Origin of the sequence: Pseudomonas sp. PAGU 2196, from assembly GCF_022179005.1 — a bacterium.
In the GTDB taxonomy this organism is placed as follows: domain Bacteria; phylum Pseudomonadota; class Gammaproteobacteria; order Pseudomonadales; family Pseudomonadaceae; genus Aquipseudomonas; species Aquipseudomonas kermanshahensis.
The window spans coordinates 45,825-70,867 of the sequence record NZ_BNTL01000031.1 but is presented as its reverse complement, the minus strand read 5'-3'; the positions used below and the strand labels follow the sequence as shown (position 1 = coordinate 70,867).

At 63.3% G+C, this 25,043-nt stretch carries 20 protein-coding genes; 8 read left to right on the top strand and 12 right to left on the bottom strand.

Features of this window, described 5'->3' with window-relative positions; genetic code table 11:
* Window positions 1–144: 144 nt before the first annotated feature.
* The 7 genes from MFF34_RS23830 to MFF34_RS23800 all read right to left on the bottom strand — a co-directional run bounded on the left by MFF34_RS23830 (window position 145) and on the right by MFF34_RS23800 (window position 5,646).
* Entirely contained in the window at window positions 145–543 is a 399-nt protein-coding gene (locus tag MFF34_RS23830; RefSeq protein WP_027595336.1) for a cytochrome c family protein, read from the bottom strand.
* A 118-nt stretch (window positions 544–661) separates the two neighbouring features.
* Window positions 662–1,576 (bottom strand): transcriptional regulator FeaR, encoded by a 915-nt coding sequence (gene feaR, locus MFF34_RS23825; protein WP_099429006.1) that lies wholly within the window; start codon window positions 1,574–1,576, stop codon window positions 662–664.
* A gap of 656 nt (window positions 1,577–2,232) precedes the next feature.
* The gene (locus MFF34_RS23820) at window positions 2,233–2,751 is read right to left on the bottom strand and encodes a cytochrome c (RefSeq protein WP_238216795.1); all 519 of its coding nucleotides are present in this window, start codon (window positions 2,749–2,751) and stop codon (window positions 2,233–2,235) included.
* Between the two features lie 4 nt (window positions 2,752–2,755).
* A complete protein-coding gene (locus MFF34_RS23815) occupies window positions 2,756–3,277 on the bottom strand; it encodes a methylamine dehydrogenase light chain (RefSeq protein ID WP_027595339.1) in 522 nt (173 codons plus the stop codon).
* Window positions 3,278–3,291: 14 nt separating this feature from the next.
* Window positions 3,292–3,939 carry a methylamine dehydrogenase accessory protein MauD gene (gene mauD, locus MFF34_RS23810; RefSeq protein ID WP_238216793.1) on the bottom strand — a complete coding sequence of 216 codons (648 nt, stop codon included), beginning with the start codon at window positions 3,937–3,939 and terminating at the stop codon, window positions 3,292–3,294.
* Window positions 3,940–3,942: 3 nt separating this feature from the next.
* Complete coding sequence (locus tag MFF34_RS23805) at window positions 3,943–4,479, bottom strand: MauE/DoxX family redox-associated membrane protein (protein WP_099429009.1); 537 nt, start codon at window positions 4,477–4,479, stop codon at window positions 3,943–3,945.
* Window positions 4,480–4,494: 15 nt separating this feature from the next.
* Window positions 4,495–5,646 carry an amine dehydrogenase large subunit gene (locus MFF34_RS23800; RefSeq protein ID WP_238216791.1) on the bottom strand — a complete coding sequence of 384 codons (1,152 nt, stop codon included), beginning with the start codon at window positions 5,644–5,646 and terminating at the stop codon, window positions 4,495–4,497.
* A 201-nt stretch (window positions 5,647–5,847) separates the two neighbouring features.
* Between MFF34_RS23800 and MFF34_RS23795 the strand changes: the two genes are divergently transcribed.
* Together MFF34_RS23795 and MFF34_RS23790 are read left to right on the top strand one after the other, a co-directional pair.
* Entirely contained in the window at window positions 5,848–7,335 is a 1,488-nt protein-coding gene (locus MFF34_RS23795) for an aldehyde dehydrogenase family protein (protein ID WP_238216789.1), read from the top strand.
* A gap of 252 nt (window positions 7,336–7,587) precedes the next feature.
* Window positions 7,588–9,687, top strand: coding sequence for a bifunctional diguanylate cyclase/phosphodiesterase (locus tag MFF34_RS23790; RefSeq protein WP_027595344.1), 2,100 nt, complete (start codon window positions 7,588–7,590; stop codon window positions 9,685–9,687).
* Between the two features lie 129 nt (window positions 9,688–9,816).
* Here the strand turns inward: MFF34_RS23790 and MFF34_RS23785 are convergent, their stop codons facing one another.
* Window positions 9,817–10,641 carry an aldo/keto reductase gene (locus MFF34_RS23785; RefSeq protein ID WP_238216787.1) on the bottom strand — a complete coding sequence of 275 codons (825 nt, stop codon included), beginning with the start codon at window positions 10,639–10,641 and terminating at the stop codon, window positions 9,817–9,819.
* A gap of 247 nt (window positions 10,642–10,888) precedes the next feature.
* On the opposite strand from MFF34_RS23785, the gene MFF34_RS23780 reads away from it, so the two are divergent.
* The gene (locus tag MFF34_RS23780; RefSeq protein ID WP_238216785.1) at window positions 10,889–11,767 is read left to right on the top strand and encodes a DMT family transporter; all 879 of its coding nucleotides are present in this window, start codon (window positions 10,889–10,891) and stop codon (window positions 11,765–11,767) included.
* A 12-nt stretch (window positions 11,768–11,779) separates the two neighbouring features.
* On the opposite strand, the gene MFF34_RS23775 is transcribed toward MFF34_RS23780, so the two are convergent.
* The gene (locus tag MFF34_RS23775) at window positions 11,780–12,685 is read right to left on the bottom strand and encodes a LysR family transcriptional regulator (protein ID WP_238216783.1); all 906 of its coding nucleotides are present in this window, start codon (window positions 12,683–12,685) and stop codon (window positions 11,780–11,782) included.
* Between the two features lie 460 nt (window positions 12,686–13,145).
* On the opposite strand from MFF34_RS23775, the gene katG reads away from it, so the two are divergent.
* From katG to MFF34_RS23760, 3 genes are all read left to right on the top strand, one after another.
* Complete coding sequence (gene katG, locus MFF34_RS23770) at window positions 13,146–15,404, top strand: catalase/peroxidase HPI (protein WP_238216780.1); 2,259 nt, start codon at window positions 13,146–13,148, stop codon at window positions 15,402–15,404.
* A gap of 245 nt (window positions 15,405–15,649) precedes the next feature.
* Window positions 15,650–16,861 carry a M24 family metallopeptidase gene (locus tag MFF34_RS23765; RefSeq protein ID WP_238216778.1) on the top strand — a complete coding sequence of 404 codons (1,212 nt, stop codon included), beginning with the start codon at window positions 15,650–15,652 and terminating at the stop codon, window positions 16,859–16,861.
* A 122-nt stretch (window positions 16,862–16,983) separates the two neighbouring features.
* Entirely contained in the window at window positions 16,984–18,318 is a 1,335-nt protein-coding gene (locus tag MFF34_RS23760; RefSeq protein ID WP_238216776.1) for an MFS transporter, read from the top strand.
* Window positions 18,319–18,439: 121 nt separating this feature from the next.
* Here the strand turns inward: MFF34_RS23760 and MFF34_RS23755 are convergent, their stop codons facing one another.
* Window positions 18,440–19,432, bottom strand: a complete 993-nt coding sequence (locus MFF34_RS23755) for a GlxA family transcriptional regulator (RefSeq protein ID WP_238216774.1) — start codon at window positions 19,430–19,432, stop codon at window positions 18,440–18,442.
* Window positions 19,433–19,605: 173 nt separating this feature from the next.
* On the opposite strand from MFF34_RS23755, the gene pssA reads away from it, so the two are divergent.
* Window positions 19,606–20,919: a CDP-diacylglycerol--serine O-phosphatidyltransferase gene (gene pssA, locus MFF34_RS23750; protein WP_374707421.1), complete on the top strand. Its 1,314-nt coding sequence runs from the start codon at window positions 19,606–19,608 to the stop codon at window positions 20,917–20,919.
* A gap of 84 nt (window positions 20,920–21,003) precedes the next feature.
* Window positions 21,004–22,164, top strand: coding sequence for a GGDEF domain-containing protein (locus MFF34_RS23745; RefSeq protein ID WP_238216770.1), 1,161 nt, complete (start codon window positions 21,004–21,006; stop codon window positions 22,162–22,164).
* Between the two features lie 376 nt (window positions 22,165–22,540).
* Here MFF34_RS23745 and ppnN read toward each other — a convergent pair whose 3' ends face one another.
* Both ppnN and MFF34_RS23735 read right to left on the bottom strand, forming a co-directional pair.
* Window positions 22,541–23,914, bottom strand: coding sequence for a nucleotide 5'-monophosphate nucleosidase PpnN (ppnN, locus tag MFF34_RS23740; protein WP_085274328.1), 1,374 nt, complete (start codon window positions 23,912–23,914; stop codon window positions 22,541–22,543).
* A 50-nt stretch (window positions 23,915–23,964) separates the two neighbouring features.
* Window positions 23,965–25,026 (bottom strand): YeiH family protein, encoded by a 1,062-nt coding sequence (locus MFF34_RS23735; RefSeq protein WP_027595355.1) that lies wholly within the window; start codon window positions 25,024–25,026, stop codon window positions 23,965–23,967.
* Window positions 25,027–25,043 lie beyond the last annotated feature (17 nt).

Here is a 25,043-nt window from a genome sequence, read left to right as displayed (position 1 = left end):
GAAGACGTGCCAATGATCATGAAGCAAGCCCAGCCCTGGGCTTTTGCCCTGGCTGCCAGTTGACTTTGGCGGTGTGCCAAGCTGATGGGGCGGGCGTTAAAAACGCAGAAGGCCCCATTGCGGGGCCTTCGTGGGCAAACGTGGTTACTTGAGGCCGGCGAGGAAACACGTCACCGACTGGCGTTCGCCAGCGTCCGGCAACCCTGCATAAGGCATGTAGGTGCCGGGTACTGCCGCCTGTGGCTGGGCAATGAAGGCGCCGATGCTTTGCGCCGTCCAGGCCGCCTGGCGGGTTTTCATGGCCTGAGAGTAATTGGCCCCTGGCACGGTACCGGGGGTACGGCCCACCACGTCGTGCAGGTTGGGGCCCATCATCACTGGGCCATCCTTTTGCGCCGAATGGCACGCGGCGCAGTCGCGCGCGAACACCTGTTCGCCCTGTTGGCGCTGCGGGGCCGCGCAGTCTTCGGCCAGGGCCAGCGGGCTGGCCAGCGCGGCGAGCAGGAAGGGCATTACGAACTTGCTGGATACGACGGTCGACATCACGCACGGTTCCTGGGTAGGGCAGCGCGGGGCTGCTTCTTGTTGGTGTTCTGCTTGATTGTGTGCGAGTACAGGCGGGCGGGTTTTGTTGTGCCTGCCAGGGTGTTTGCTGGGCTTGTCAGTTGGCGTGACGCTTGCGGTACTCGCCTGGGGTCATGCCAAACCGGCCTTTGAATGCGGTGCTGAAGTAACTCGAATCGGAAAACCCCCAGGCATACCCCAGCGACGACACCTTCTGATCCATCGATGGGTTGCGCAGGCTTTCGGCGCAGAAGTCGAGGCGGCGGTTGCGGATGTACTGGGCGATGACCAGGTCGTGTTTGGCGAAGATGCGGTACAGGCTGCGCATGGAGATGCCCACTTCGCGGGCAATGAACTCAGGTGTCAGGCTTTCGCAGGTGATGCGCTGGTCAATCAGTGCCAGGGCCTTGCGGAACATGCGCTCGTGGCTGCCGGGCACCGAGTCCTGGGTGATGGCGGGGCGCAGCAAAGCGATCAGCGCCTCCAGTACGGCCTGGCTTTCGTTGTTGGCCATGTGCTGGGTGCGGCCGGCTTCGAGCATCATCTGGCGGGCCATGCTCGCCAATGGGGTTTGCGCTTCGATGCGTTTGGCGCAGGCCACGCTGACGCCGCGGGTGCCGCTTTCGACCTGAGTGCGCGGCAAAATCAGCGACAACTGGCGCGAGCGCTGGTGGAAGTGCATGTCCAGCGGGGCACTGGCGTCGATCAGGGTCAGGTCGCCGGGCCGCAGTTCGATGCGTGCATCCTGGTGCTCGATATGCGAGGTGCCGGCCATCTGCAAGACGGCATAGTAGTTGTCGGCACCGCTGGCGCGTATTTCCCGCGGGCCGCGGAACAGGTTGACGTGGGTCATGTCGACGATGCTCATGGAAATCTGGCCTACCTGGCACTTTTCGAGCTGGCCGACGAAGCCTGCGTCGAGCTTGCGGGCGTTGAAGTGACCGCAGGCATCGTTGACCTGGCTGAGCCAGGCCTGGAAGTGATCGTCGGTAACACGGGTTGCTGGTGTCATGGGGGCCTCGCGCGGTAAGACGTGGAACGGTTCGCTTGGGCGAACTCTTGGAGGGGTGCCTTAAAGCATTAAAATTCACTTGAATTTTCAAGCAAAAAACGGGCCTGATAGGTGGGGTTGTAGCAGGGGGTATTTGCTAGTGCATTGTTTTAATTGGGATTTATTTTATTTTTGATGAGGGTGTTGGCAGTGGTAGTGGTGTGATTAGTGCGTTGGAATGCGCTGGGATGTAGCCAATTGATACGGGTTTGTTTCCAGATGTTGCACTTTGGCAGGTTGGGTGAGGGCGACGAGGTGCCTGCCTCAGGTTGTGAGGTGGGGCGTAGATCGAGCGCCGCCCGCGCGGCGCTTCGCGGGGCAAGCCCGCTCCCACATCTGTTTCGGGCCAGTGCAGCCTGTGATATTTGCGCGCGACCGCCTTGTTGGTCCACCTCGATATTGAGGTGGGCGCTAAGGGGCCGCGCGCCCATGGAACAGGAATGATTGGCCCGAAACAGATGTGGGAGCGGGCTTGCCCCGCGAAGCGCCGCGCGGGCGGCGCTCGATCTCACAGGCGCCGAAAATCCAGCGACGAACACCCCCAACCCCAACCCCAACCCGACAAACAAAAAAAAGCCCGCTGACAGGGCGGGCTGAAGGCACAACGCTTGCGTAATTCAGTGGCCAAGCCCATCGCTGATGGCAATGCCCTTGGCCTGCATCGCTTCGATCAACCCGGCGCGCACATGCGGCAGGTTGAGCATGCTGTTCTGACGTACTCGATGTACTTCCTCGCCGCTGTACGGCGGCCATTGCTCGGGTGAGCTGTTGCCGGCCATCCCATCCCGCGCCAGCAGCCAATTAAGCAAATCGGCAATCTGCTGATCATTAAGCGCCGACTGGGAAATCCCCGGCACCCGCACCAGAAACTCGCGCCCGCCCGGCACCCGCAGGAAGTTGCCGACAAACCCCTGCATGCGCGGCGTGTCGTTGGCCGCCGAGCCTTCGCCGTGGTCGCGGTGGCAGCCGGCGCATTGCAACTGATAATTCACCGGCACCGAGTAGCCGGCCTGGGCAATCGGCACCGGTGGCACCTCGTTGCCCGGCGCCGGGCGCTGGTTGGGGTTGGGCAGGGTCCTGGCCTGGGCGACAGGCGCCAGCAGGCACAGGATCAACACCGTGGTCAGGGCCTTCACGGCGCTAGACCGCCACGCCGCGGATGATGGTAACGGTGCAGTTGTAGATCTTCGACTCAGCCCCCAGGCACCAGTTGATGTCGTTGTTGTTGAACGGGCGATACAAGGGTTGTTCATCGTCGTTGCGCGAGCAGGCGCACTGGCCGCACGCGTGCTTACCGCAGCAGTCGTTGTACGAGATGATGTAGTTCTTGCCATCGGCAGGGTTGCGGCAGGTGCCGATCCAGGTCACCAGCGAGGCATCGGTGCCGGGCGGGCAGGAGGTAATAGAACCGCCGCAGCACGAGCACAGGAAGCCGTCGATCGAGCAGTTACGCCAGTAGTCACAGCTGGTCGGGTCACCTGGGTCACCCATTTTCGGCTGCTCGGCGGCCAGCGCCTTGGCGGTACGGTCGATCGGCAGCAGCACCGGCAGGGCAGCGCCGGCGACGATCAGCGAACCCAGGCGCGCCAGCACCTTGCGCCGTGAGGTGGTGTCGGCGACATGACGGCTGGAGCGTTCAAACAGTTTGTCGAGAAAACTCATGGTGTGCTCCGCGATCAGTGTTGCGCGCTGTGTGGGTGGGCATGGTCGTGGTCGTGGTCGTGAGCATGGCCGTGCGCGTGGTTGCCGTGCAGGTACTGCTGCAGGCTCGCGCTGCCCAGGTGCACGGTCTCGAACAGGCTGTCCAGGTGCTCGCGGGAGTTGACCAGGCCCTTGGCGCGCAGGGTGCCGGCCTGGTCGATTAACACGGCGTACGGCAGCTTGCCAATCTGGTAGGTCATGCCGATCTCGGGGCCGACCACGTAGGTGGCTTGCTGCAAGTCGTTGGCGTCGATCAGGGCCTGCTGTTCGGCAAAATCACCGTCGCTGACATAGATAACGTCCAGCTCGCCGCTGTTGTCCTTGGCGATCGACTTGATCGCCGGCAGCAGCGATTTGCACACTGGGCAGCCGGGCGCGAGGAAGAACAGCAGTTGCGAGCGTTCGCCGCGGTAGCCGATGTTTACCGGGCGGCCATGGCGGTCGGCGGCGGTGACCTGTGGGGCGGGGTCGTTGACCGTCACGCCTTTGTCTACCATCAGCGCACCGGCAGGCGCGATGCGGCCATGCAGCACGCCGATCTGGCGCACCAGGGCCATGACCGTGAACGCCACCGCGATCAGCAGCAGCCAGAGCAGAATGTTCGATGCGATAAGCAGTTGCATGGGTTATCTCCCAGTCAATTTGGCAAGACGCGGCTGGTTGGCCAGCAGGCCATCCACCGCCACATGAATCAGCAGCGCCACGGCACTGGCCGCGATCACCACGAAAATATCCAGGGCACCGAGTGCACGCTCGGCCATGGGCAGCGCCGCCAGGCCGGCCAGCAGGGCGATCACCAGGTTGCGCAGCAACAGCACTGGGCGCAGTGGCTGGGCAGCGCCGGGGCCTGAACAGCCGCAGTCGATGTCGCGGCGGCCACGCCACAGGTTGATGCCGATGGCGCTGGCATACAGCGCCATCAACAGCACCACCGCCAACGCCGCGCTGGCTCGCCCACCGGGTAGCAGCAAGGCCAGCGCTAGGGCCAGTTCGGCCAGCGCAAGGCTTGCCGTGGCTACGGGTGCCAAGGGCGCTGGCAGCAGTTGGTAGGCGCGCACGATGGCGCTGAACGCCCGCAGGTCACGTAGCTTGTGGCTGGCGGCACTGGCCAGCAGCGTCGCCAAAGCGGTACTGCTGGCAATCACGAGAACAGGGTCGAGCATGGTCGGGTCTCCTGTTTACCAAGGGGCCAAGGTGAGCACGGGCGTGTCGGCGATCTGGTCCATGGCACCGCTGTGCTTGCCGGTGGCCAGGTCGAAGAACTGCACGCCGCCTTCCAGGTCGGTGGCCACCAGGATGGGCGCCTTGTCATGGCTGGCCTGCAGGCTCCAGACTGGCTTGGGCGAGTCGAGCGTGCCGAGTTTCTTGCCCGTCTTCAGGTCAAACGCCCAGATGGTGGTGCTCGGGTCTTCCCATTTGCCATCGGTGTGCTGGTCATGCATCAGCGCATACAGCCGGTTCAGGCCTGGCGCCAAGGCCAGGGCTTGCCAGCCACCCGGCGCCCAGCCTTGCTTGCGTTCCTCGTCGCTGACCAGCGACCAGGTGGGCTGCGGCTTGGCCTTGCCCCCTTCGAAACTCACCGGGTACACCTCGCCATGGGTGGTGGTGAAATAGTAGGTGTCGCCGTTGGCGATGGCGCGCTCGTTGAGGCGGACCTTGTTCGGGTCGAAGAACGGCGTCTGGGTGCGTGAGACTTCCTTGCCGTCATCATCCAGTGTCACCACCAGCAGTTGGCCGTCACCGCACAGTGACGCGAAGCTGCGTTTGCCGACTGGGTAGTTGAGTACGCAGCCGCTGATGGCGACTTCGCTGGCGACCGTGTGCGTCTGAGTATTGACCACGGTCACCGATGTCGACGGCGTCAGGTTGAAGACATACGCCAGCTTGCTGTCGGCGCTGACACCCATCGCGTACTTCTCGGTGAGCGTGGAGGCGCGCTTGGCGGGCAGTACCACTTCCCATTGCGGGCGCAGGGTCTGGGTGTCCCAGGCCACCAGCACGTCGGTGCGTTCGCCGTAGGTGCCACGCGAGTAGAACAGGTTGGCCGAGTACAGGGTGCGGTTGTCCGGGCTCAGCGCCGTTGGGGCGACGAAGGCGTTGGTGGTCATGCCGAGCATGCGCTTGGCCTTGGGGTCGACCACCACCACCTTGCCGGCGATGGGGTTCTTGAAGTCCACATCGAGGATGTAGACACGGTGAGGGTCCGGCGGGAACGGCAGGTTGTTCTGGCCGATCTCTTCGGCGGGCAGGTCGGCCCGCACCGCGCTTGTGCTCGCAGCCAGGGCCAAGGCCAGGGCTGCCGAGATGCTAAGCCTGTCTACGCGACGCATTGGCTATCTCCGATGTTGTTATGGGTTATGCAGATATCGCAGTGATCGCAGTGTGCCGCCTGGGCCGGCGTGGTGATTTGGCCAGCGTGACATTCTCTTGAGGCTCCCTGACAAAACGCCGTTCGGGGCTGGCAGGCGGGTAGGCGGGGGCCTGAAGATCGGCCCGCACACACTTTTGCGCTGCCTTCCAGGAGTCATGTCATGAGCGATATCCAGCTGTTACCTGCCGTGGTCGAGTTCCTCGCCAGGCCCCATGGCCATTTCATCGATGGCCAATACCAGGCGGGTGAGGCGGGGCCGTCAGTCGATATCCACGACCCCTCCAGCGGCACAGTCATCAGCCGGGTTGCCGAGGCCAGCGAGGCGGAAGTAGCACGTGCGGTGCACAGTGCCCGGCAGGCCTTCAAGGGCAGTTGGGCTGAGGTTTCGCCCTATCAGAAAGGCGTAGTGCTCAACCGCTTGGCTGACCTGATCGAGGCCAATGCCGAAGAGCTGGCACAGCTCGAGACCCTGTGTTCCGGCAAGTCGATCAACCTCTCGCGGGGGTTGGAGATCGCTCAAAGTGTAGTCTTCCTGCGTTATTTCGCGGGTTGGGCGACCAAGATCACTGGGCAGACCATGACCCCGTCGCTGCCTTCATTCGGTGGCGAGTGCTACACCGCCTTTACCCTGCGCGAGCCGGTGGGCGTGGTCGCGGGGATCGTGCCGTGGAATTTCTCGGTGATGATCGGTATCTGGAAGATTGCTTCGGCCCTGGTAACCGGTTGCACCATTGTGATCAAACCCAGCGAATTCACGCCGCTTACGCTGCTGCGCATCGCCGAACTGGCGGTCGAGGCAGGGGTGCCGGCGGGGGCGTTCAACGTGGTCAATGGGCGGGGGCAGGCGGGCCAGCTGTTGATCGAGCACCCGCTCGTGGCCAAGGTCGCGTTCACAGGCTCGGTGCCGACCGGTATCGCCGTCGGCAAGGCCGCGATGGCGGCGAACCTGACCCGCGCCACGCTGGAGCTGGGGGGCAAGAACCCGGCAGCGTTGTTGGCCGATGTGGACGTGGACGGCGCCGTGGCAGGCATCCTGCAGACGGCCTTCGTGCACCAGGGGCAAGTGTGCGCTTCGCCGGAGCGGGTGTATGTGCACCGCAGCAAGGTTCAGGAATTTACCCGCAAGCTGGGTGAAGCGCTGGGGCAGTTGAAGATTGGTTCGGCGTTGGACCCCGACGCCCAGTTCGGCCCTTTGGCCAATGCCGCGCACCTGCAGAAGATTCTCGGCTTCTTCGAGCGTGCCCGGGCCAGTAACACGGTGGTCTGTGGGGCGAAGGCGCTCGACCGGCCGGGCTACTTCGTCGAGCCTACGGTGGTGCTGGCCAATGACGCCAGTGACCCGTTGCTGCACGAGGAAACGTTCGGCCCGATCGTCTGTGTGCTGCCGTTCGACGATGAAGAGCAGCTGCTGGCGTTGATGAACGATAGCCCCTATGGCCTGACCGCCAGCCTGTGGACCAACGACCTGTCCAAGGCGCTGCGGCTGATCCCGCAGATCGAAGCGGGCACGGTGTGGGTCAACATGCACACCTTCCTCGACCCGGCGGTGCCGTTTGGTGGGTCGAAGGCATCGGGGGTAGGGCGGGAGTTTGGCAGTGCGTTCATCGAGGATTACACCGAGCTCAAATCGGTGATGATCAGGTACTGATGACGGGTGAGGGGCCTGCGTTGAAGTGCCTGGCGTGGTTTTGAGGTGGCGCTCGATCTTCGCACCACCTCAAAACCACGCCAGGCACATCCCCGCCTTCAGCCCTTCGTACGGCAAAGGACAGTGCAGCAAAATTTTGTGAACCACTTCACAAAATCCGAGTGACCGGCATAATGCCATCACCTCTGTACAAGACCCGGTCGCGCAGCGCCGGGGTCCTTTTCGTGCCCGTCGAAGGTTCAGGTTAATTTCATGTCGCTAGTCGCAAGCCCCGACATCATGTATCGGCTGTTGATCCAGAGTGTGGTGGACTATGCCATCTACCTGCTCACCCCCGAAGGCATTGTTGCCAACTGGAACCCCGGCGCCCAGCGGGCCAAGGGGTACCTTGCCGACGAGATCGTCGGCCAGCATTACTCGTTGTTCTACAGCGAGGCCGAACGGGCTGCCGGACTGCCCGCGCACAACCTTGAACAGGCGCGTTGCACGGGGCGCTTCGAAGAGGTGGGTGTGCGGCTGCGCAAGGATGGCTCGGCCTTCCATGCGCATGTGGTGATCGACGCGGTGCATGACGATGACGGCCGCCTGGTGGGGTTCGCCAAGGTCACCCGCGACATCTCCGAACGCCACCAGCAGGAGCTGGAGCTGCTCAAAGCCAAGGAACTGGCCGAACAGTACAGCCAAGAGATGGCCAAGCTGTCGCAGTTTCTCGACTCGGTCATAGCCAACATCCCGGCCAGTGTCATGGTCCAGGACCTGGAGAGCCAGCGCATCCTGCTGGCCAACCAGCAGGCCGAACGCCTGTTTGGTGTGCCGGGTTCGAGCATGATCGGGCAACTGCCTGCCCAAAGCCTGGCGCCGGCTGCAGCCGATTACCTGGAGCAACAGCTCGCTCGGGGGGCACGCAGCACCAAGGGCTATGCCGCCGAAACCCGGGTCGACACCCAGTGCGGGCCACGCACCCTGCGCAGCCGTACGCTGCTCAGCCAGCACCGCGAGGGCCAGGCCGACTATGTGCTGTTCGTGGCCGAAGATGCCACTGAAGAGTTGGCGGCCCACGCGCAGATCCACCATATGGCGCACCACGATGCCCTCACCGGGCTGCCCAACCGCACGCTGTTCCATGAGCGTTTGCGCCAAGCCTTGGTACGCGGTGATGAGAACGCCAAGCTGACCGCTGCCCTGTGCCTGGACCTGGACAATTTCAAGAACATCAACGATTCGTTAGGTCACGCGTTCGGCGACAAGCTGCTGCGTGAGCTAGGCAAGCGCTTGCGCCGCGAACTGCGCGAGCACGACACGTTGGCCCGCCTGGGCGGTGACGAGTTTGCCATCGTGCTCACGGGGCTGGATGGCCGTGATGCCGCGTGCAATACCGCGCAGCGCCTGATCAATGCCATTTGCCCGCCGTTTCAGATCGAGGGGCATCAGTTCACGGTGGGTGTGAGTATCGGCGTGGCGATCGCCCCGGACGACAACGACCAGGCCGAGCAACTGCTGGGCTATGCCGACATGGCGTTGTACGAAGCCAAGCGCAATGGCCGCAACCGGTACGAGTGCTTCAATGTCGAACTGGATGTCGCCGCCCGTCAGCGCCGCCTGGTCGAAACCGACCTGCGTACGGCGCTGCACCTTGGTCAACTGCAGTTGCACTACCAGCCGGTGGTCGACCAGCAGACCAGCAGTGTGACGGGTTATGAGGCGTTGTTGCGCTGGGAGCACCCGACCCGCGGCATGGTCATGCCCATGGACTTCATCCCCATCGCCGAAGAGACCGGGCTGATTCACGAGCTTGGCATCCGCGCGCTGAACCTGGCGTGCCAGGAGGCGGCCAGCTGGGACAGCGAACAGACAGTGTCGGTCAACCTGTCCCCGGTACAGTTCAAGAATGCCAACCTGGTCCACACCGTGGCCTTGGCCCTGGCAGATTCGGGCTTGCCGGCGCGGCGCCTGGAGCTGGAGATCACCGAGTCGGTGTTGCTGGGCAACAGTGAAGAGAACGTGCGCACCTTGCGGGCGCTGAAAGACCTGGGTGTGTCGATTTCGCTGGATGACTTCGGTACCGGGTATTCGTCGCTGGGGTACTTGCGTTCGTTCCCGTTCGACCGGATCAAGATCGACAAGTCGTTCGTGCATGACATGTGCGACAGCCGCGAAGCCATGTCGATCATCCGCGCCATTACCGACCTGTCCAACAGCCTGATGATCAAGACCACGGCCGAGGGTGTGGAGTCAGAAGAGCAGATGCGGCGCCTGGCGGCGGAAGGGTGTTCGCACTTCCAGGGCTACCTGTATGGGCGGCCTGTACCGGCGAGTGAGCGGTTGAAGCAGGTGGCGTTGCTGTGGGGCTAGGCCCGACGGCCCCGCGCGATCCCTGGAGCAGCCTTGTGCTGCGAAGAGGCCGGTGATAACACAGTGAATCTTTAGTGCCATCACCGGCCTCTTTGCAGCACAAGGCTGCGCCTACACAGGGGGCCAGTATCAGCTATTCCAGTCAGGCGCAAAGTCGGGGCTGACCACGCGCTGATCCTTCGGCAAACCCGCAATCAATGCCCGGTCTTCATCATCCAGCTGCACGTCCAGCGCCGCCAAATTCGCCAACTGGTTCTCGCGGCTGCTGGCCTTGGGGATCACGGCGACGCCGTCCTGGTCGAGCAACCACTTCAGTGCCACCTGGCTCGGCAGGACGCCATGCTTGCGGGCAATCGCCTGGATCACCTGTTGTTGCGCCGCCTGCCCGCGTGCCAGCGGGGTGTAGGCCGTGAGCAGCAAGTCGTGGCGGCGTGCATAGTCGAGCAACGGCTGCTGGTCGAGCAGCACGTGGTACTCCACCTGAATGGCCGACAACGGCGCGCCCAGCGTCTCGACCACTTGGCGCAGCAGGCCAAGCGGGAAGTTGGCGACACCAATGCTGCGCGCCTTGCCTTCGTCACGCAGGGCTACCAGGGTCTCGATGCTGCGGGGCAGGTCCCAGTCCTTGCCCGGCCAGTGGATGTGGAACAGGTCGACCTGCTCGGTGCCCAGCACGCGCAGGCTGTCTTCCAGCGACTGACGCATGGCCTTGGGGTCCAGGCGGTCCCACCAGACCTTGGTGGTCAGGTGGATCTGCTCGCGTGGCACGTCGCTCTCGCGCAGGGCTTGGCCCACAGCCGCTTCATTGTTGTAGGCGGTGGCGGTGTCGATGTGTCGGTAACCCAGGTCCAGGGCCTGGCGCACAGCCTGGGTGCACTCGCTGCCGGTCATCGGCCAGGTGCCCAGGCCGATGCAGGGCAGGTCCAGGCCGTTAGGGGTGGTGAGCCTTCGCATGACAGTTCCTTGTAGTGGTTACAGAGTCCGTAGGGGATGGTCTTCGATCAGCCCGGCGCGGACCATGCGCGGCGGGACGAAAGTGGTCGATCAGCGAACGGAAATTGCGTTTGGCCTCGACAAGCGCCAATTGAACTTCCTTATCCTCGTCTATCTCTTCTAGAATTCGAGCTGTTTCATCCGCCAGGCCAGCCCTGTGCGGCTTTCCCTGGGCGCAGCATCCGGCCGCGCCGCCGTCGAGAACGCCATGAGTTCCAGCACACCGCTGTCCGGAGTCAACCAACCGCTGCGTGGTATCGCCCTGGTGGTGGTGGCGACGTTCCTGTTCGCCAGCCACGATGCCCTGTCCAAGTTCCTCGGTGGCCTGTACCCGGTCATCATGGTGGTGTGGGCGCGTTATGTGGTGCACACCCTGCTGATGGCCGGGATCTTCCTGCCCAAGTCTGGCCTCAATGTACTGCGCACCCGTCGCCCGCTGTTGCAGACCCTGCGTGCCCTGAGCCTGCTCAGCACCAGCCTGTTGTTCACCACCGGCCTGCAATACCTGCCGCTGGCGGAGGCCACGGCGGTCAACTTCCTCGCGCCCGTGCTGGTCACGGCCTTGTCGGCACCCTTGCTCAAGGAGCGGGTGACGGTGGGGCAGTGGGTGGCGGTGGTGATGGGCTTTATCGGGGTACTGGTGGTGGTGCACCCCGGTGGTGCGATGTTCACGCCGGCGATCCTGTACCCCTTCGGTTCGGCGCTGGGCTTCTGCTTCTATCAGTTGCTGACGCGGATTCTGGCTGCCCATGACAGCCCCACCACCAGCAACTTCTATGCAGGGCTGTGCAATACCCTGGCGATGAGTGCGCTGGTGCCGTTTTTCTGGGAGGTGCCGCGCTGGGACCATGCACTGTTGATGCTGGCGCTGGGTGGTTTCGGCATGACGGCCCACCTGCTGCTGACCCAGGCGTTTCGCCATGCCGCACCGGCGCTGCTGGCGCCGTTCAGCTACTGCCAGATCGTGTTTGCCGGGCTGCTTGGGCTGCTGTTCTACAGCCAGGTGCCAGACAGCCTGAGCCTGGTAGGGATCTCGATCATCTGCATCAGTGGCCTGGGCGCGGCGTGGATGCAACGGAGCAAGTGACACGGCCTGGGTTCATGGCGATGCCATGAACTGCAGGATCCGCTCGCGCAACCAGCGCTCGGCCGGGTCGTTGTCCTGGGCGCCACTCCAGACCATCGACAGTTCTGCCTCGGTGATCTCGAACGGCGCCGGGTCGGCGCGCAAGCTGCCGTCATCGGCCAGGGCGCAAGCGGCGTAGTCCGGTACTGTGGCGATCAGTTCGGTGTTGCGCAGCAGCGCGCGCAGGCTGCCGAACTGCGGCACGGCCAGCACCACCTTGCGGCAACGGCCGATACGCGCTAAATCCAGGTCGATGTTGCCGCTCATGTCGCCAGAAAACGACACCATCACATGCGGGCGGGCGCAGTACTCGTCGAGGGTCAGTGGCCCCGCTCGATCGTCGGCGCGCAGCACGCGTACGCCAATGTCGCGCAACTTGCGGCGCTTGGCGTTGGCCGGCAGGTCGGTGGTGTAGCTCACGCCCACCGAAATCTCGCCGCTGGAGAGCAGGCCTGGCATCAACAGGAAGTTGGCCCGCCGCACCACTACGCTGATTTCCGGTGCCTCTTCGCGCAAGGCTTGAAGCAGGGCCGGGAGCAGGCCGAACTCGGCGTCGTCCGAAAGCCCGAGGCGGAATACGTTGCAGCTGTTGGCGGGGTCGAACGCCCGCGCACGGCTGATGGCGGAAGAAATCACATCCATGGCCGGCCCCAGCTCGGTGAAAATCTGCATCGCCCGTGGCGTGGGCTCCATGGCCCGACCGTTGCGGATCAGCAGCGGGTCGTCGAACAGCTCGCGCAGGCGGGCGAGGGCGGCGCTGACGGTGGACTGGGTGATGAACAGTTTTTCGCCGACGCGGGTCAGGTTGCGTTCGATCATCAGGGCTTCGAACAGCACCAGCAGGTTCATGTCGACGCGGCGCAGGTCGTTGCGGTTCATGGGGCTTGGCTCACGGGGTCTGAGGGGATTGGCGGTGTATTGAAGCACGGCGCAGGCCCGATTGCCTTGTATGGATGTGCGGGCCTTTTCGCGGGGCAAGCCCGCGCCCACAGGTAGATCCAAGCCCCGTACCAAACCTGTGGGAGCGGGCTTGCCCCGCGAAGAGGCCGGCACGGCAGAACGCTGACAGAGCCAGCCTATTACCCCGTAATACTCGCTCTATTAGAAGTCTGCCCAAGCTCGGCTAGTCTTTCCCCTGGCCCTGTGAATTCCGCGGCCGGGGCGCGCCTGAGCACCTGTGTTCAAGACCGTAGCGCCCCGCCGTGACAGCTTCGCAAGCCCCGTGTCGGCAAGACACCGACCAGACCTGATGAGGGGTAGGCACGAGCCCAAGCGCTCGGCTGATAGAACACCTGGCATAGACCGGAAATCTGGATAACCGACCCAAAGGTACCCACAGATGTCGAACGAATCGAAATGCCCGTTCCATCAAACCGCAGGTGGCGGCACCACCAACCGTGACTGGTGGCCTGACCAGCTCAACCTGAGAATCCTTCACCAACATACCGCCAAATCCGATCCGATGGACCCGGATTTCGACTACGCCAACGCCTTCAAGAGCCTCGATTTCCAGGCCCTGAAGCAAGACCTGACGGCCCTGATGACCGACTCCCAGGACTGGTGGCCCGCCGACTTCGGCCACTACGGCCCGCTGTTCATCCGTATGGCCTGGCACAGCGCCGGGACCTACCGCATTGGCGATGGCCGCGGTGGCGCCGGTTCCGGTCAGCAGCGGTTCGCCCCACTCAACAGCTGGCCGGACAACGTCAGCCTGGACAAGGCCCGGCGCCTGCTGTGGCCGATCAAGCAGAAGTACGGCAACAAGATTTCCTGGGCTGACCTGATCGTCCTCACCGGCAACGTGGCGCTGGAGTCCATGGGCTTCAAGACCTTTGGTTTCTCTGGCGGGCGCGCCGATGTGTGGGAGCCGGATGAAGACGTGTACTGGGGCTCGGAAAAGGTCTGGTTGGGCGGCGATACCCGCTACGGCAAGGAGCAGGTCAAGGCACAGGAACCCGGCCAGGGTGACCTGGTGGCCGAACCCGCCAAGCACGGCGAAGAACAGAGCCGCAACCTGCAGGCCGAGCGCAACCTGGAAAACCCGCTGGCCGCCGTGCAGATGGGCCTGATCTACGTCAACCCGGAGGGCCCAGAAGGCAACCCCGACCCGGTCGCTTCGGGCAAAGACATCCGCGAAACCTTCGGCCGCATGGCCATGAACGATGAAGAGACCGTGGCGCTGATCGCCGGGGGCCATGCGTTCGGCAAGACCCATGGCGCAGGCCCCGCCGACAATGTGGGGGCCGAGCCCGAGGCTGCGGGCCTGGAGATGCAGGGCCTGGGTTGGGCCAACCAGTTCGGCTCCGGTAAAGGCCCCGACACCATCACCAGCGGCTTGGAAGTGACCTGGACCTCGACGCCGACGCGCTGGAGCAACGAGTACCTCAACAACCTGTTCAACTTCGAGTGGGAGCTGACCAAGAGCCCGGCTGGTGCGCACCAGTGGCGGCCGAAGGAAGGCAAAGGCGCAGGCACCGTGCCGGATGCCCATGACCCCAGCAAAACCCATGCGCCGTCCATGCTCACCTCCGACCTGGCGCTGCGCTTTGACCCGATCTACGAGCCGATTGCTCGCCGCTTCAAGGACAACCCCGACCAATTGGCGGACGCCTTTGCCCGTGCCTGGTACAAGCTGATCCACCGCGACATGGGCCCTCTGGCGCGCTATCTCGGGCCAGAAATGCCCAACGAGGAATTGCTGTGGCAAGACCCGCTGCCTAAAGCCGACCCGGTATCGTTGGGCGAGCAGGATGTCGCAGCGCTCAAGGCCAAGATTCTGGCTTCAGGCTTGAGCGTGGGCGAGTTGGTATCGACCGCTTGGGCTTCAGCTTCGACCTTCCGTGGGTCTGACAAGCGTGGTGGTGCCAACGGTGCACGCTTGCGGCTGGCACCGCAGAAAGACTGGGCTGCGAACCAGGGCGTAGGCAAGGTCTTGGCAGCGCTGGAGAAGATCCAGAGCGAGTTCAGCAACGGTGGCAAGAAGGTCTCCCTGGCCGACCTGATCGTGCTGGCAGGTACCGCCGCCGTCGAGAAGGCCGCCAAGGATGCGGGTTACAGTGGCAGCGTCGGCTTCCGCCCCGGCCGCGTCGATGCGTCCCAAGAGCAGACCGATGTTGAGTCGTTCGCTGTGCTGGAACCGCTGGCCGATGGCTTCCGCAACTTCACCAAGGACCGCTACAGCGTCAAGGCCGAGAAGCTGCTGCTGGACAAGGCCCAACTGCTGACCCTGACGGCGCCCGAGCTGACGGCGCTGATCGGCGGCCTGCGCGTGCTGGGTGCCAACCATGGCGGCAACAAGGACGGGGTGTTCACCGACAAGCCGGGTACGTTGAGCAACGACTTCTTCCGCAACCTGCTGGACATGGGCGTGCAGTGGACGCCGACGTCAGCCGACAACGAGCGCTTTGAAGGCCGGGACCGCAAGACCGGGCAGGTTAAATGGACGGGCAGCCGTGTTGACCTGGTGTTCGGTTCGCATGCCCAGTTGCGGGCGTTGAGCGAGGTGTATGGCAGCAGCGATGGCAAGGACAGGTTTGTGAAGGCCTTCGTTGCGGCTTGGGTAAAAGTCATGGAGCTGGACCGCTTTGATCTGAAATAAAGCGTGCCTGAAACCCCACAACCTGTGTAGGAGCAGCCTTGTGCTGCGAAGAGGCCGGTACAGAGAGCCGCAATTCGGGCTGCCTGTACCGGCCTCTTCGCAGCACAAGGCTGCTCCTACAAGTCGGTGGCCATCCCGCCAATTCCAGGTCGGATAGATACAAAAGCGTCCTCGTTCGTTCTGTTGCAATGCTTCTCAGGCGGCCGGCCTGAAACAGCGTGCTCACAACGACAAGGAACCCGACCATGCACATGCCAAAAACCCTGAAGATCCGCAACGGCGACAAGGTCAAAGCGACCTTCTCCGCTCAGGAATACGCAGCCCGCCACGCCCGCCTGCGGGCCTACATGGCCGAGCAGGACATCGAAGCGGCGATCTTTACCTCGTACCACAACGTCAATTACTACAGTGATTTCCTCTACTGCTCGTTTGGCCGCCCCTATGCACTGGTGGTGACCCAGGACAAGGTCGTCTCGATCAGCGCCAACATCGATGGCGGCCAGCCTTGGCGGCGCACGGTCGGCACCGACAACATCGTCTACACCGACTGGCAACGCGACAACTTCTTCGTCGCCATTCAACAAGCGCTGCCGCTGGCCTCGCGCATCGGCGTGGAGTACGACCACCTCAACCTGCAAAACCACGGCAAGCTCGCCGCCTGCTACCCCAAGGCCGAGTTGCTGGACATCGGCGCCCCGTGCATGCGCATGCGCATGATCAAGTCCGCAGAAGAGCAGGCGTTGATCCGGCACGGCGCGCGGGTGGCCGATATCGGCGGCGCGGCAGTGGTCGAGGCCCTGCGTGAGCATGTGCCCGAGTACGAAGTGGCGCTGCATGCCACCCAGGCGATGGTTCGCGAGATCGCCAAGTCTTTCCCCGACGGCGAGCTGATGGACACCTGGACCTGGTTCCAGTCCGGGCTCAACACCGACGGCGCGCATAACCCGGTCACCAGCCGCACGGTGGGCAAGGGCGAGATCCTCAGCCTCAATTGCTTCCCGATGATCGCCGGCTATTACACCGCCCTTGAGCGTACCTTGTTCCTCGACCATTGCCCGGATGATCACCTGCGCCTGTGGCAGGCCAACGTCGAGGTGCATGAGGCTGGGCTGAAACTGGTGCGCCCGGGCATGCGCTGCAGTGACATTGCCCGTGAGCTGAACGAGATCTTCCTGCGTCACGACCTGCTTCAGTACCGCACGTTCGGCTATGGCCATTCGTTTGGGACGTTGAGCCACTATTACGGTCGCGAGGCGGGGCTTGAGCTGCGCGAAGACATCGACACCGTGCTTGAGCCGGGCATGGTGGTGTCGATCGAGCCGATGATCATGCTGCCCGAAGGGCGGCCGGGTGCTGGCGGCTACCGCGAGCACGATATCCTCATCGTCAACGACAGCGGCGCCGAAAACATCACCAAGTTCCCGTACGGGCCGGAGCACAACATCATCCGCAAATGATGCTCGGTGCCGGCCCCTGTAGGAACGGGTTCAACCGCGAAGAGGCCGGCACTAACAACAATAAAATCACTGTATGACCACCAGACCCTGCCTCCAATTAGAAGAACCAGAGGGTACCCGTCATGTCCAGCACCACCCTGAACGCCTCAACCCTCGGCAACGTCGCGCACAGCGCCGAACGCCAGGCCCTGCGCAAGGCCGCGCGCGCCAGTTTCATGGGCAACTTCGTCGAATGGTTCGACTACGCCGCCTACGGCTACCTCGCCACCATCATTGCCGCCACGTTTTTCCCGCAAACCGACAAGACCACCGGCCTGCTGGCGACCTTCGCGGTGTTCGCCCTGTCGTTTCTCGTTCGCCCGTTGGGCGGCGTGGTCTGGGGCCACTTTGGTGATCGCCATGGGCGACGCAACGCGCTGTCGTTGTCGATCCTGATCATGTCGATCTCGACCTTCTGCATCGGCCTGCTGCCTGGCTATGCGCAGATCGGCCTATGGGCACCGTGCCTGTTGCTGCTGATACGCCTGGTGCAGGGCTTTTCGGCGTCGGGCGAATACGCGGGGGCATCGGCCTTCCTGGCCGAGTACGCGCCCCAAGGCCGGCGTGGCCTGTACACCAGTATCGTGCCGGCCAGCACGGCAGCGGGGTTGCTGTTCGGTGCGGCGTTTGTGGCGGTGCTGCATGAGCTACTCAGCACCGAGGACCTGCACAGCTGGGGCTGGCGCCTGCCGTTCCTGCTGGCTGCACCGTTCGGGCTGGTGGGCCGTTACATCCGCATGAGCCTGCAGGACACCCCCAAGTTTCTAGAGATGGAGCAGCGTCTCGAGAACAAGGCCTGCATGACCCCGGCACCGATTCGCGAATTGCTGACCCAGCATCGCCGCAGCCTCGGCATCGGTATCGGCGTGACGTGCCTTAACGCGGTGGCGTTTTACCTGCTGCTCAGCTACATGCCGACGTACCTGTCCACTGAGCTGGGCATGACCGAGCGAGATGCCTTCATTGCCTCGACGGTTTCATTGGCCACTTACATCGGCCTGATTTTCCTGATGGGGCGGCTGTCGGATCAGTTTGGCCGCAAGACCATGCTGGTAATCGCCTCGCTGCTGTTTTTGGGGCTCACCGTGCCCTTGTTCACGTTGCTCGATGGGCAACCGCTGCTGGTGATTCTGGCCATCCAGATTCTGTTTGGCGCGATGCTGGCGATGAACGATGGGACCTTGCCGTGCCTGTTGGCTGAGATCTTCCCGACGCGGGTGCGCTTCAGTGGTTTCGCCCTGAGCTTCAACGTGGCCAATGCCTTGTTTGGCGGGACGGCGCCGTTCATTGCCACCTGGCTGATACAGCTGACTGGCAGCAAACTGGCACCGGCGGGGTACCTGTTGGCCGCAGCACTGGTGGCGCTGGTGGCGATGCTGATGTGCCGGGAGACGGCGCATGCGGCCCTGAAGGATTGATTCAATCTGTGCCGGCCTTTTCGCGGGCAAGCCCGCTCCCACCGGTCCCCCACCGCGCTCAAGGTGAGTGGAAATCCTGTGGGAGCGGGCTTGCCCGCGAAGAGGCCAGCACTGTTTGATATCAGTGCAACGAAGCCTGCCGCCGCTCCCCTAGCGGCGACAGCCCAAAAAACCGGCTGTAACTCTTGGAAAAATGCGCCGGCGAGCTGAACCCACAGGCCAGCGCCACCTCACGCACCTGCACATCGCTGCGCAACAACAACTCCCGCGCCCGCGACAGCCGCAACTCCAGGTAATACTGGCTGGGCGTGCGCTGCAGGTATTTATGAAACAACCGCTCCAATTGGCGCACGGTCACTTCATTGAGGCTGGCCAGCTCCTCCAGCGCCAGTGGCTCCTCCAGGTTGGCTTCCATGATCGCCACCACCTGGCTCAACTTGGGCTGGGCGCTGCCGAGCAGGGTGCGCAGGGGCACCCGCTGGCGTTCGCGCTCGCCACGCACACGGTCGCACAGCAGCAGTTCGGCGGCCTTGGCGGCGATGTCTTGGCCGCCTTCTTCCCGGGCCACCAGTTGCAGCATCATGTCCATGGCCGCCACACCACCCGAGCAGGTGTAGCGGTCGCGGTCCAGTTCGAACAGCTGGCCAGAAATGACGATACCGGGAAACTGCTCCTGCAACGTCTGCATGTCTTCCCAGTGGATGGTGCAGCGGTAGCCCTTGAGCAACTCGGCCTTGGCCAGCAGGTAACTGCCCGTGCAGATGCCGCCCAACGGCAGGCGTTGACGGGCCAGCTGGCGTAGCCAGTCGATCAAGGGCCGGTTGCCACGGCTGCGATCGATCGGGTTGGCCCCGACCACCAGCAGGGCGTCCAGCGCCGGGGCGTTGCCGATGCTGTAGTCAGGCAACACGCGCATGCCGTTGCTGGCCGCCACCGGTTCATCGCTGGCGGCGATCAGCACGCTGCGGTACATCGGCCGGCGGGCCGCCAGGTTGGCCATGCGCAGGGTCTCCACCGCCGACGCCAGGCCGATGGTGGTGAAATTGGGCAAGATCAGAAAACCGAAGGTCTTGGCGGGTGAAGGCGTTACGATTGCAGAAACGGGGTGGACCATTGCGATCTTCCTGTGCAAGCTGAGGCGTGATTCGTCGGGGGCAGTGAGAAAAACAGGCCTCGCATGATTCTTGTTGTTATAGGTCGTTACCCGGTCGATCTTACACCCCGGGCTGGTGGCCAGGAATGGACCTGAATGCAGACAGAAGGTGAACCTACGTGAACCCCGAATCCATGCTGGCGGCGCTGCCAGGTTTTGCCCTCGCGCCTGAGGCGATCCAGGTATTGCCCGATGCCGCGGCGTACCGTCGCTGCCTGCTCGAGCGCATCGCGGCGGCGACCCGACGCATCGTCATCGTCGCCCTGTACCTGCAGGAAGACGAGGCCGGGCAGGAAGTGCTCGATGCCCTGTACCAGGCCAAGGCCGCGCGGCCAGGCCTGGAAATCACCATTGTGGTTGACTGGTTCCGTGCCCGCCGTGGCCTGCTGGGGGGCGGGCGGCAGCCGGGTAATGCGGCCTGGTACCAGGCCCAGCGCCAATTGCGGGGGCTGGATGTAGTGATCCACGGCGTTCCGGTGCAAACCCGCGAGCTGTTTGGTGTGTTGCACTTGAAAGGCAGCATCATCGACGACTGTGTGATCTACACCGGTGCCAGCCTCAATAACGTGTACCTGCACCGTTTCGACCGCTATCGCCTGGATCGCTATCACCTGTTCCAGTCGCCTGCGCTGGCCGATGCCATGGTCGACCTGGTTCGACGTTTGCTGCACCACACCGCCACACCGCGGCTGGACTTGCCGGCACCACCCGCGACCCGCAGCTTACGCGGTGACATCCGGCGTTTGCGCGCGCGGCTGCGGCGCATGGGCTATGAGGTACCCGCCGGCGAAGCGGGGCAGGGCTTGCGGGTCATCCCGCTGCTTGGCGTTGGGCGGGGCAACCCGCTCAACAAAGCACTTTGCGCACTGCTGGCCGCTGCACGCACGCAGATCATCATCAGCACGCCTTATTTCAACCCGCCTCGGGTATTGATGCGCGAAATCGACCACGCGCTGGACCGTGGCGTGCGCGTGGAGTTGATCGTCGGCGATCGCACGGCCAATGACTTCTATATAGCCCCGGGTGAGCCGTTCAGTGCTAGCGGCGCGTTGCCCTACTTGTACGAGGACAACCTGCGCGCCTTTGCCCGCCGTCGCCAGGCCGCGCTTGCCAATGGCCAGCTCGAAGTGCGGATTTGGAACGACCCCGGGCACACCTTCCATGCCAAGGGGCTGTGGATCGACCAGCGTTATTCGCTGCTGACCGGTAACAACCTCAACCCGCGTGGGTTCAACCTGGACCTTGAGAATGGCCTGCTTATCGATGACCCAGCAGGGCAGTGGTTGGTACCTCGAGACGTGGAATTGACGGGGATACGCCAGCACGCACGGAAAATCGATTCAGCGGCCGAGCTTGGGGTCAAGGCCGAGCACCCCAAGGAGGTGCGCAAGCTGTTGCGGCGGTTGCGCTATAGCCGCCTTGAACCGTTGATCAAACGGGTGCTTTAACGGTGTGGGAGGGGCTCTGAAAAAGTGTGGCAAGCGCATACAATCAGCCCATTTCCCACGTTAACCAGATAGGCCAAACCGTCTATGGCGCTTGATCCACCCACGATGCTGACGATTACGATCGCCCTGGCAGCCGCTGCTGCTTTGTACCTGGCGATCGAATGGCGCAGCGTTCGCGAGGCTTCACTCCTGTTTTGGAGCGCGGGCTTCGCCACTATTACCGTTGGCTCCACCCTGGCCCTGTTGCGTGGTATTGGCTTGCTGTTGATCGGCATCTGGTTCGCCAACGGGTTGCTGGTGGTGGCGCATGCGTTTTTCCTGATGGGGGTGTTGCGCTTTACCCAGAACCGCCTGTCGCGCACCTGGCTGCTGATGGTGCCGGTGTGGTTCGCCTTGCTGCTGCTGCCCGCGGGGCCGGAGTGGTCGAAGGTGATGCTGATGGTCAACTCGTTGCTGGTGGCGCTGTTGACCCTCAAGGCCAGCTTTTTGTTGAAGCCTCACGGCAGGTCGCTGAGCGTGGGCGCGGTGCAATTGCGCTATGTATTGCTGATCCATGGCCTGTTCTATGTGGCGAAGGCGATCATTGCGATCACGCCGGGCACCTTGATTGACCTAGCGACCTTTGGCGGGCTGATCATTCAGATTTCCCTGGTCGAAGGGGCGATGGCGATCATGTTGATTGCGCTGTCGATGACGGGGACGGTGCGTTATCGCCGTGAAGAACGAATCGCCCGGCTGGCGGCGCGCGATCCGTTGACGGCACTGTACAACCGGCGGGCGCTGGAAGTGCGGGCGCCGCACTTTTTCAAAGAGGTCAGCCCGGCGCGGCCGGGGGCCTTGCTGTTGATCGATATCGACAACTTCAAGCTGGTCAACGATTTGCACGGGCACATTGCGGGGGATCGGCTGTTGATCGCCTTGAGCGAGATGATTCGTGCGGTGCTGCCGGAGCGGTCGCTGGCGGCGCGGCTTGGGGGGGATGAGTTTGTGATTCTGCTCAGTGAGGCGACGCGGGAGCGGGTGATGGAGCTGGGTAGCCAGTTGCGTGAGCGGTTTCAGCTGTTTGCTGGGCAGACGGTGCCTACGCCGCAGGCGGTTACGTTGAGTATTGGGGCTAATGTGTTTGATCAGCCGCCGGTGAGTTTGGCGGCGTTGATTGAGCAGGGGGATGTGGCGTTGTATGAGTCGAAGCGCGGGGGGCGTGACAGTATTCGGCTGGTTGAGCGGGAGGGTTTGGTTTCTTGATCGTTGGTGTGGGTGTTGGTGTTGGTTTTGAGGGGGGGGGTGATCCAGCATTGGGGCGATGCTTAGTCACCTTTCCGCCCTTACGGCGGGTCACTTTTTGGCAAACGCCCCAAAAAGTAACCAAAAAAGGCTGCGCTCCATCATACGGCCCCTACGCTGCGCTTCGGGGTCCCCTCGCTACGGCCTTGCTCCCGGGAGGACCGCGCTGCAGGGCCCATCCTGGGCCCCAGCGCTTGACGGGCATCCTTGCCCGTCACCTCCCTTCGCAAGGCCTGCGCTCGGCCTCCTGAGTCGCTGAAGGTCAAAAGCCAGATCAAGATCAACAGCCAGATCAAGATCAAAAGCCAGCTCAAGAGCTGGCGCTAGATCATCGTTTTCAGGTCACTACCTGGTAGCACGGCACATAGGCGGCACCACCCGGCAACTTCATGCGGTGCTGGTCGACGAATGCTTGTAACAATCGCCCCAGTGGCTCCAATACTGCGCTGTCGCCGCGGATCTGGTAGGGGCCGTGTTCTTCGATCAGGCGGATGCCTTTGTCCTTGACGTTGCCAGCAACGATGCCGGAAAACGCTCGGCGCAGGTTGGCGGCCAGTTCATGGGGCGGTAGCTCGCGGCGCAGGGCGAGTTCGGCCATGTTGGCGTGGGTCGGGTCGAACGGGTGCTGGAAGCCCTCGTCGATCTTCAGCAGCCAGTTGAAGTGGAAGGCGTCGTTGCGTTCACGGCGGAACTGTTTGACCTCCTTGAGGCCTTCGACCATGTGGCGCGCGACTTCGGCCGGGTCATCGATAATGATCTGGTAGTGGCTTTGCGCGGCTTCACCGAGGGTGGCGCCGACGAAGGCGTGCAGTTGCAGCAGGAACTGCTCGGCACTGCGGGGGCCAGTGAGCACGACCGGGAAGGGCAGGCCTTGGTTGTCCGGGTGCATGAGGATGCCGAGCAGGTAGAGGAACTCTTCGGCAGTACCGGCGCCGCCCGGGAAGATGATGATGCCGTGGCCGACACGAACGAAGGCTTCCAAGCGCTTCTCGATGTCCGGCAAGATCACCAGCTCGTTGACGATCGGGTTGGGCGCTTCGGCGGCGATGATGCCCGGCTCGGTCAGGCCCAGGTAACGGCTGCCGTGCATACGCTGCTTGGCGTGGGCGATGGTGGCGCCTTTCATCGGGCCTTTCATTACGCCAGGGCCGCAGCCGGTGCAGACGTCCAGCTTGCGCAGGCCCAGTTCGTGGCCGACCTTTTTGGTGTATTGGTATTCCTCGCTGCTGATCGAGTGGCCGCCCCAGCACACCACCATCTTCGGCTCCACGCCTGGGCGTAGGGTGCGGGCGTTGCGCAGCAGGTGGAACACGTAATCGGTGATGCCCTGGGAGCTTTCCAGGTCGATGCGCTGGCTGGCCAGCTCGCTTTCGGTATAGACGATGTCGCGCAGGGCGCTGAACAGCATTTCACGGGTGCTGGCGATCATTTCGCCATCGACGAAGGCATCGGCGGGGGCATTCAGCAACTCAAGGCGTACGCCCCGATCTTGCTGGTGGATACGCACCTCGAAGTCCTTGTAGGCCTCGAGAATGGTTTTGGCATTGTCGACATGCGCGCCGGTGTTGAGGATGGCCAGCGCGCACTGGCGGAACAGGGTGTAGAGGCTACCGGTACCGACTTCGCTCAGTTGCTGGACTTCACGTTGCGACAGCGTCTCCAGGCTGCCTTTGGGGCTGACGGATGCATTTATGACATGGCGTTGGGGCATCTAAGTCTTTCCTGTGCAGGTAAAACATCCTTCTTAGACAACACCATAAGTCATGCGAAGAGCTTTTGCACACCCAGCGTAATTGCCAGCCCGCCCCCCACCAGCCAAAGGTTCAGTATCGCCCCGGTCAGCAGCGCCCGTGGCCCTGCCTGGCGGATCTGGCTGAAGCGTGTCTCCATCCCCAGCGCCGTCATGGCCATGGTCAGGGCAAAGGTGTCGAGGCTATTGATCGCCTGGGTCACACTGCCAGGCAGCACCTGCAGCGAGTTCACCAGCACCAGCGCCAGGAAGCCGAAAGCGAACCAAGGCATGGCGATGCGGCCGTTGCCTTGCGCCTGGCCCGGCTGGCGCGAGCGGCTGATCCACAGGCCTACCACCAGCAGCACCGGCACCAGCAGCATCACCCGGGTCATCTTGACGATGGTGGCGATGTGCGTCGCCTCGGGGCTGACGTTGCTGGCTGCACCTACCACCTGGGCCACTTCGTGGATTGTGCCGCCCAGGAACAGGCCCGCCCCCAGGGTATCCAGGTGCAGCCAGCCGGCATTGATCGCCAAGGGGTAAAGGAACATCGACAGGGTGCCGAACAGCACCACGCTGCCAACGGCCATGGCACTCTTGTGCGGGGCGCTGCGCAGCGCCGACTCGAACGCAAGTACTGCAGCGGCGCCGCAAATGGCACTGCCAGCAGCGGTGAGCAACGCGGTGTCGCGGTCCAGCTTGAGCAGCTTCATGCCGCACCAGAGCCCGATCAGCAGGGTGCTGACCACCACCAGCAGCGAAACCGTCAGGCCAGACCAGCCGACTTCGGCGATTTCCTGCAGGCTGACCCGCAGGCCGAAAAAGGCCACGGCGATGCGCAGCAGCCCGCGGGCCGAGAAGTTGATGCCCGCCGCCCAGCTCGCCGGCACGCCATCGCGCAGCGCGTTGCCGTACAGGGCACCGGCAACGATACCGACGATCAGCGGGCTGATGCCCAGGTTGGCGATGGCGGGCAAGGCTGCCAGTTGGGTGACAGCAAGCGCGAACAGCGCCACAAACAAAATGCCATTGAGCCGCCCTCGGGTAGAGAGGGTAGGCGCGTAGGCGGGGTGGGATGGAACCGTGGCCATGTGAGTCCTCCGGGAAA

What these genes read in the sequence shown, in the direction of transcription:
- MFF34_RS23830 (WP_027595336.1), bottom strand. Translation starts at nt 543, where the DNA reads ATGTCGACCGTCGTATCCAGCAAGTTCGTAATGCCCTTCCTGCTCGCC.
- feaR (WP_099429006.1), bottom strand. Translation starts at nt 1,576, where the DNA reads ATGACACCAGCAACCCGTGTTACCGACGATCACTTCCAGGCCTGGCTC.
- MFF34_RS23815 (WP_027595339.1), bottom strand. Translation starts at nt 3,277, where the DNA reads ATGAGTTTTCTCGACAAACTGTTTGAACGCTCCAGCCGTCATGTCGCC.
- mauD (WP_238216793.1), bottom strand. Translation starts at nt 3,939, where the DNA reads ATGCAACTGCTTATCGCATCGAACATTCTGCTCTGGCTGCTGCTGATC.
- MFF34_RS23805 (WP_099429009.1), bottom strand. Translation starts at nt 4,479, where the DNA reads ATGCTCGACCCTGTTCTCGTGATTGCCAGCAGTACCGCTTTGGCGACG.
- MFF34_RS23800 (WP_238216791.1), bottom strand. Translation starts at nt 5,646, where the DNA reads ATGCGTCGCGTAGACAGGCTTAGCATCTCGGCAGCCCTGGCCTTGGCC.
- MFF34_RS23795 (WP_238216789.1), top strand. Translation starts at nt 5,848, where the DNA reads ATGAGCGATATCCAGCTGTTACCTGCCGTGGTCGAGTTCCTCGCCAGG.
- MFF34_RS23790 (WP_027595344.1), top strand. Translation starts at nt 7,588, where the DNA reads ATGTCGCTAGTCGCAAGCCCCGACATCATGTATCGGCTGTTGATCCAG.
- MFF34_RS23785 (WP_238216787.1), bottom strand. Translation starts at nt 10,641, where the DNA reads ATGCGAAGGCTCACCACCCCTAACGGCCTGGACCTGCCCTGCATCGGC.
- MFF34_RS23780 (WP_238216785.1), top strand. Translation starts at nt 10,889, where the DNA reads ATGAGTTCCAGCACACCGCTGTCCGGAGTCAACCAACCGCTGCGTGGT.
- MFF34_RS23775 (WP_238216783.1), bottom strand. Translation starts at nt 12,685, where the DNA reads ATGAACCGCAACGACCTGCGCCGCGTCGACATGAACCTGCTGGTGCTG.
- katG (WP_238216780.1), top strand. Translation starts at nt 13,146, where the DNA reads ATGTCGAACGAATCGAAATGCCCGTTCCATCAAACCGCAGGTGGCGGC.
- MFF34_RS23765 (WP_238216778.1), top strand. Translation starts at nt 15,650, where the DNA reads ATGCACATGCCAAAAACCCTGAAGATCCGCAACGGCGACAAGGTCAAA.
- MFF34_RS23760 (WP_238216776.1), top strand. Translation starts at nt 16,984, where the DNA reads ATGTCCAGCACCACCCTGAACGCCTCAACCCTCGGCAACGTCGCGCAC.
- MFF34_RS23755 (WP_238216774.1), bottom strand. Translation starts at nt 19,432, where the DNA reads ATGGTCCACCCCGTTTCTGCAATCGTAACGCCTTCACCCGCCAAGACC.
- pssA (WP_374707421.1), top strand. Translation starts at nt 19,606, where the DNA reads ATGCTGGCGGCGCTGCCAGGTTTTGCCCTCGCGCCTGAGGCGATCCAG.
- MFF34_RS23745 (WP_238216770.1), top strand. Translation starts at nt 21,004, where the DNA reads ATGGCGCTTGATCCACCCACGATGCTGACGATTACGATCGCCCTGGCA.
- ppnN (WP_085274328.1), bottom strand. Translation starts at nt 23,914, where the DNA reads ATGCCCCAACGCCATGTCATAAATGCATCCGTCAGCCCCAAAGGCAGC.
- MFF34_RS23735 (WP_027595355.1), bottom strand. Translation starts at nt 25,026, where the DNA reads ATGGCCACGGTTCCATCCCACCCCGCCTACGCGCCTACCCTCTCTACC.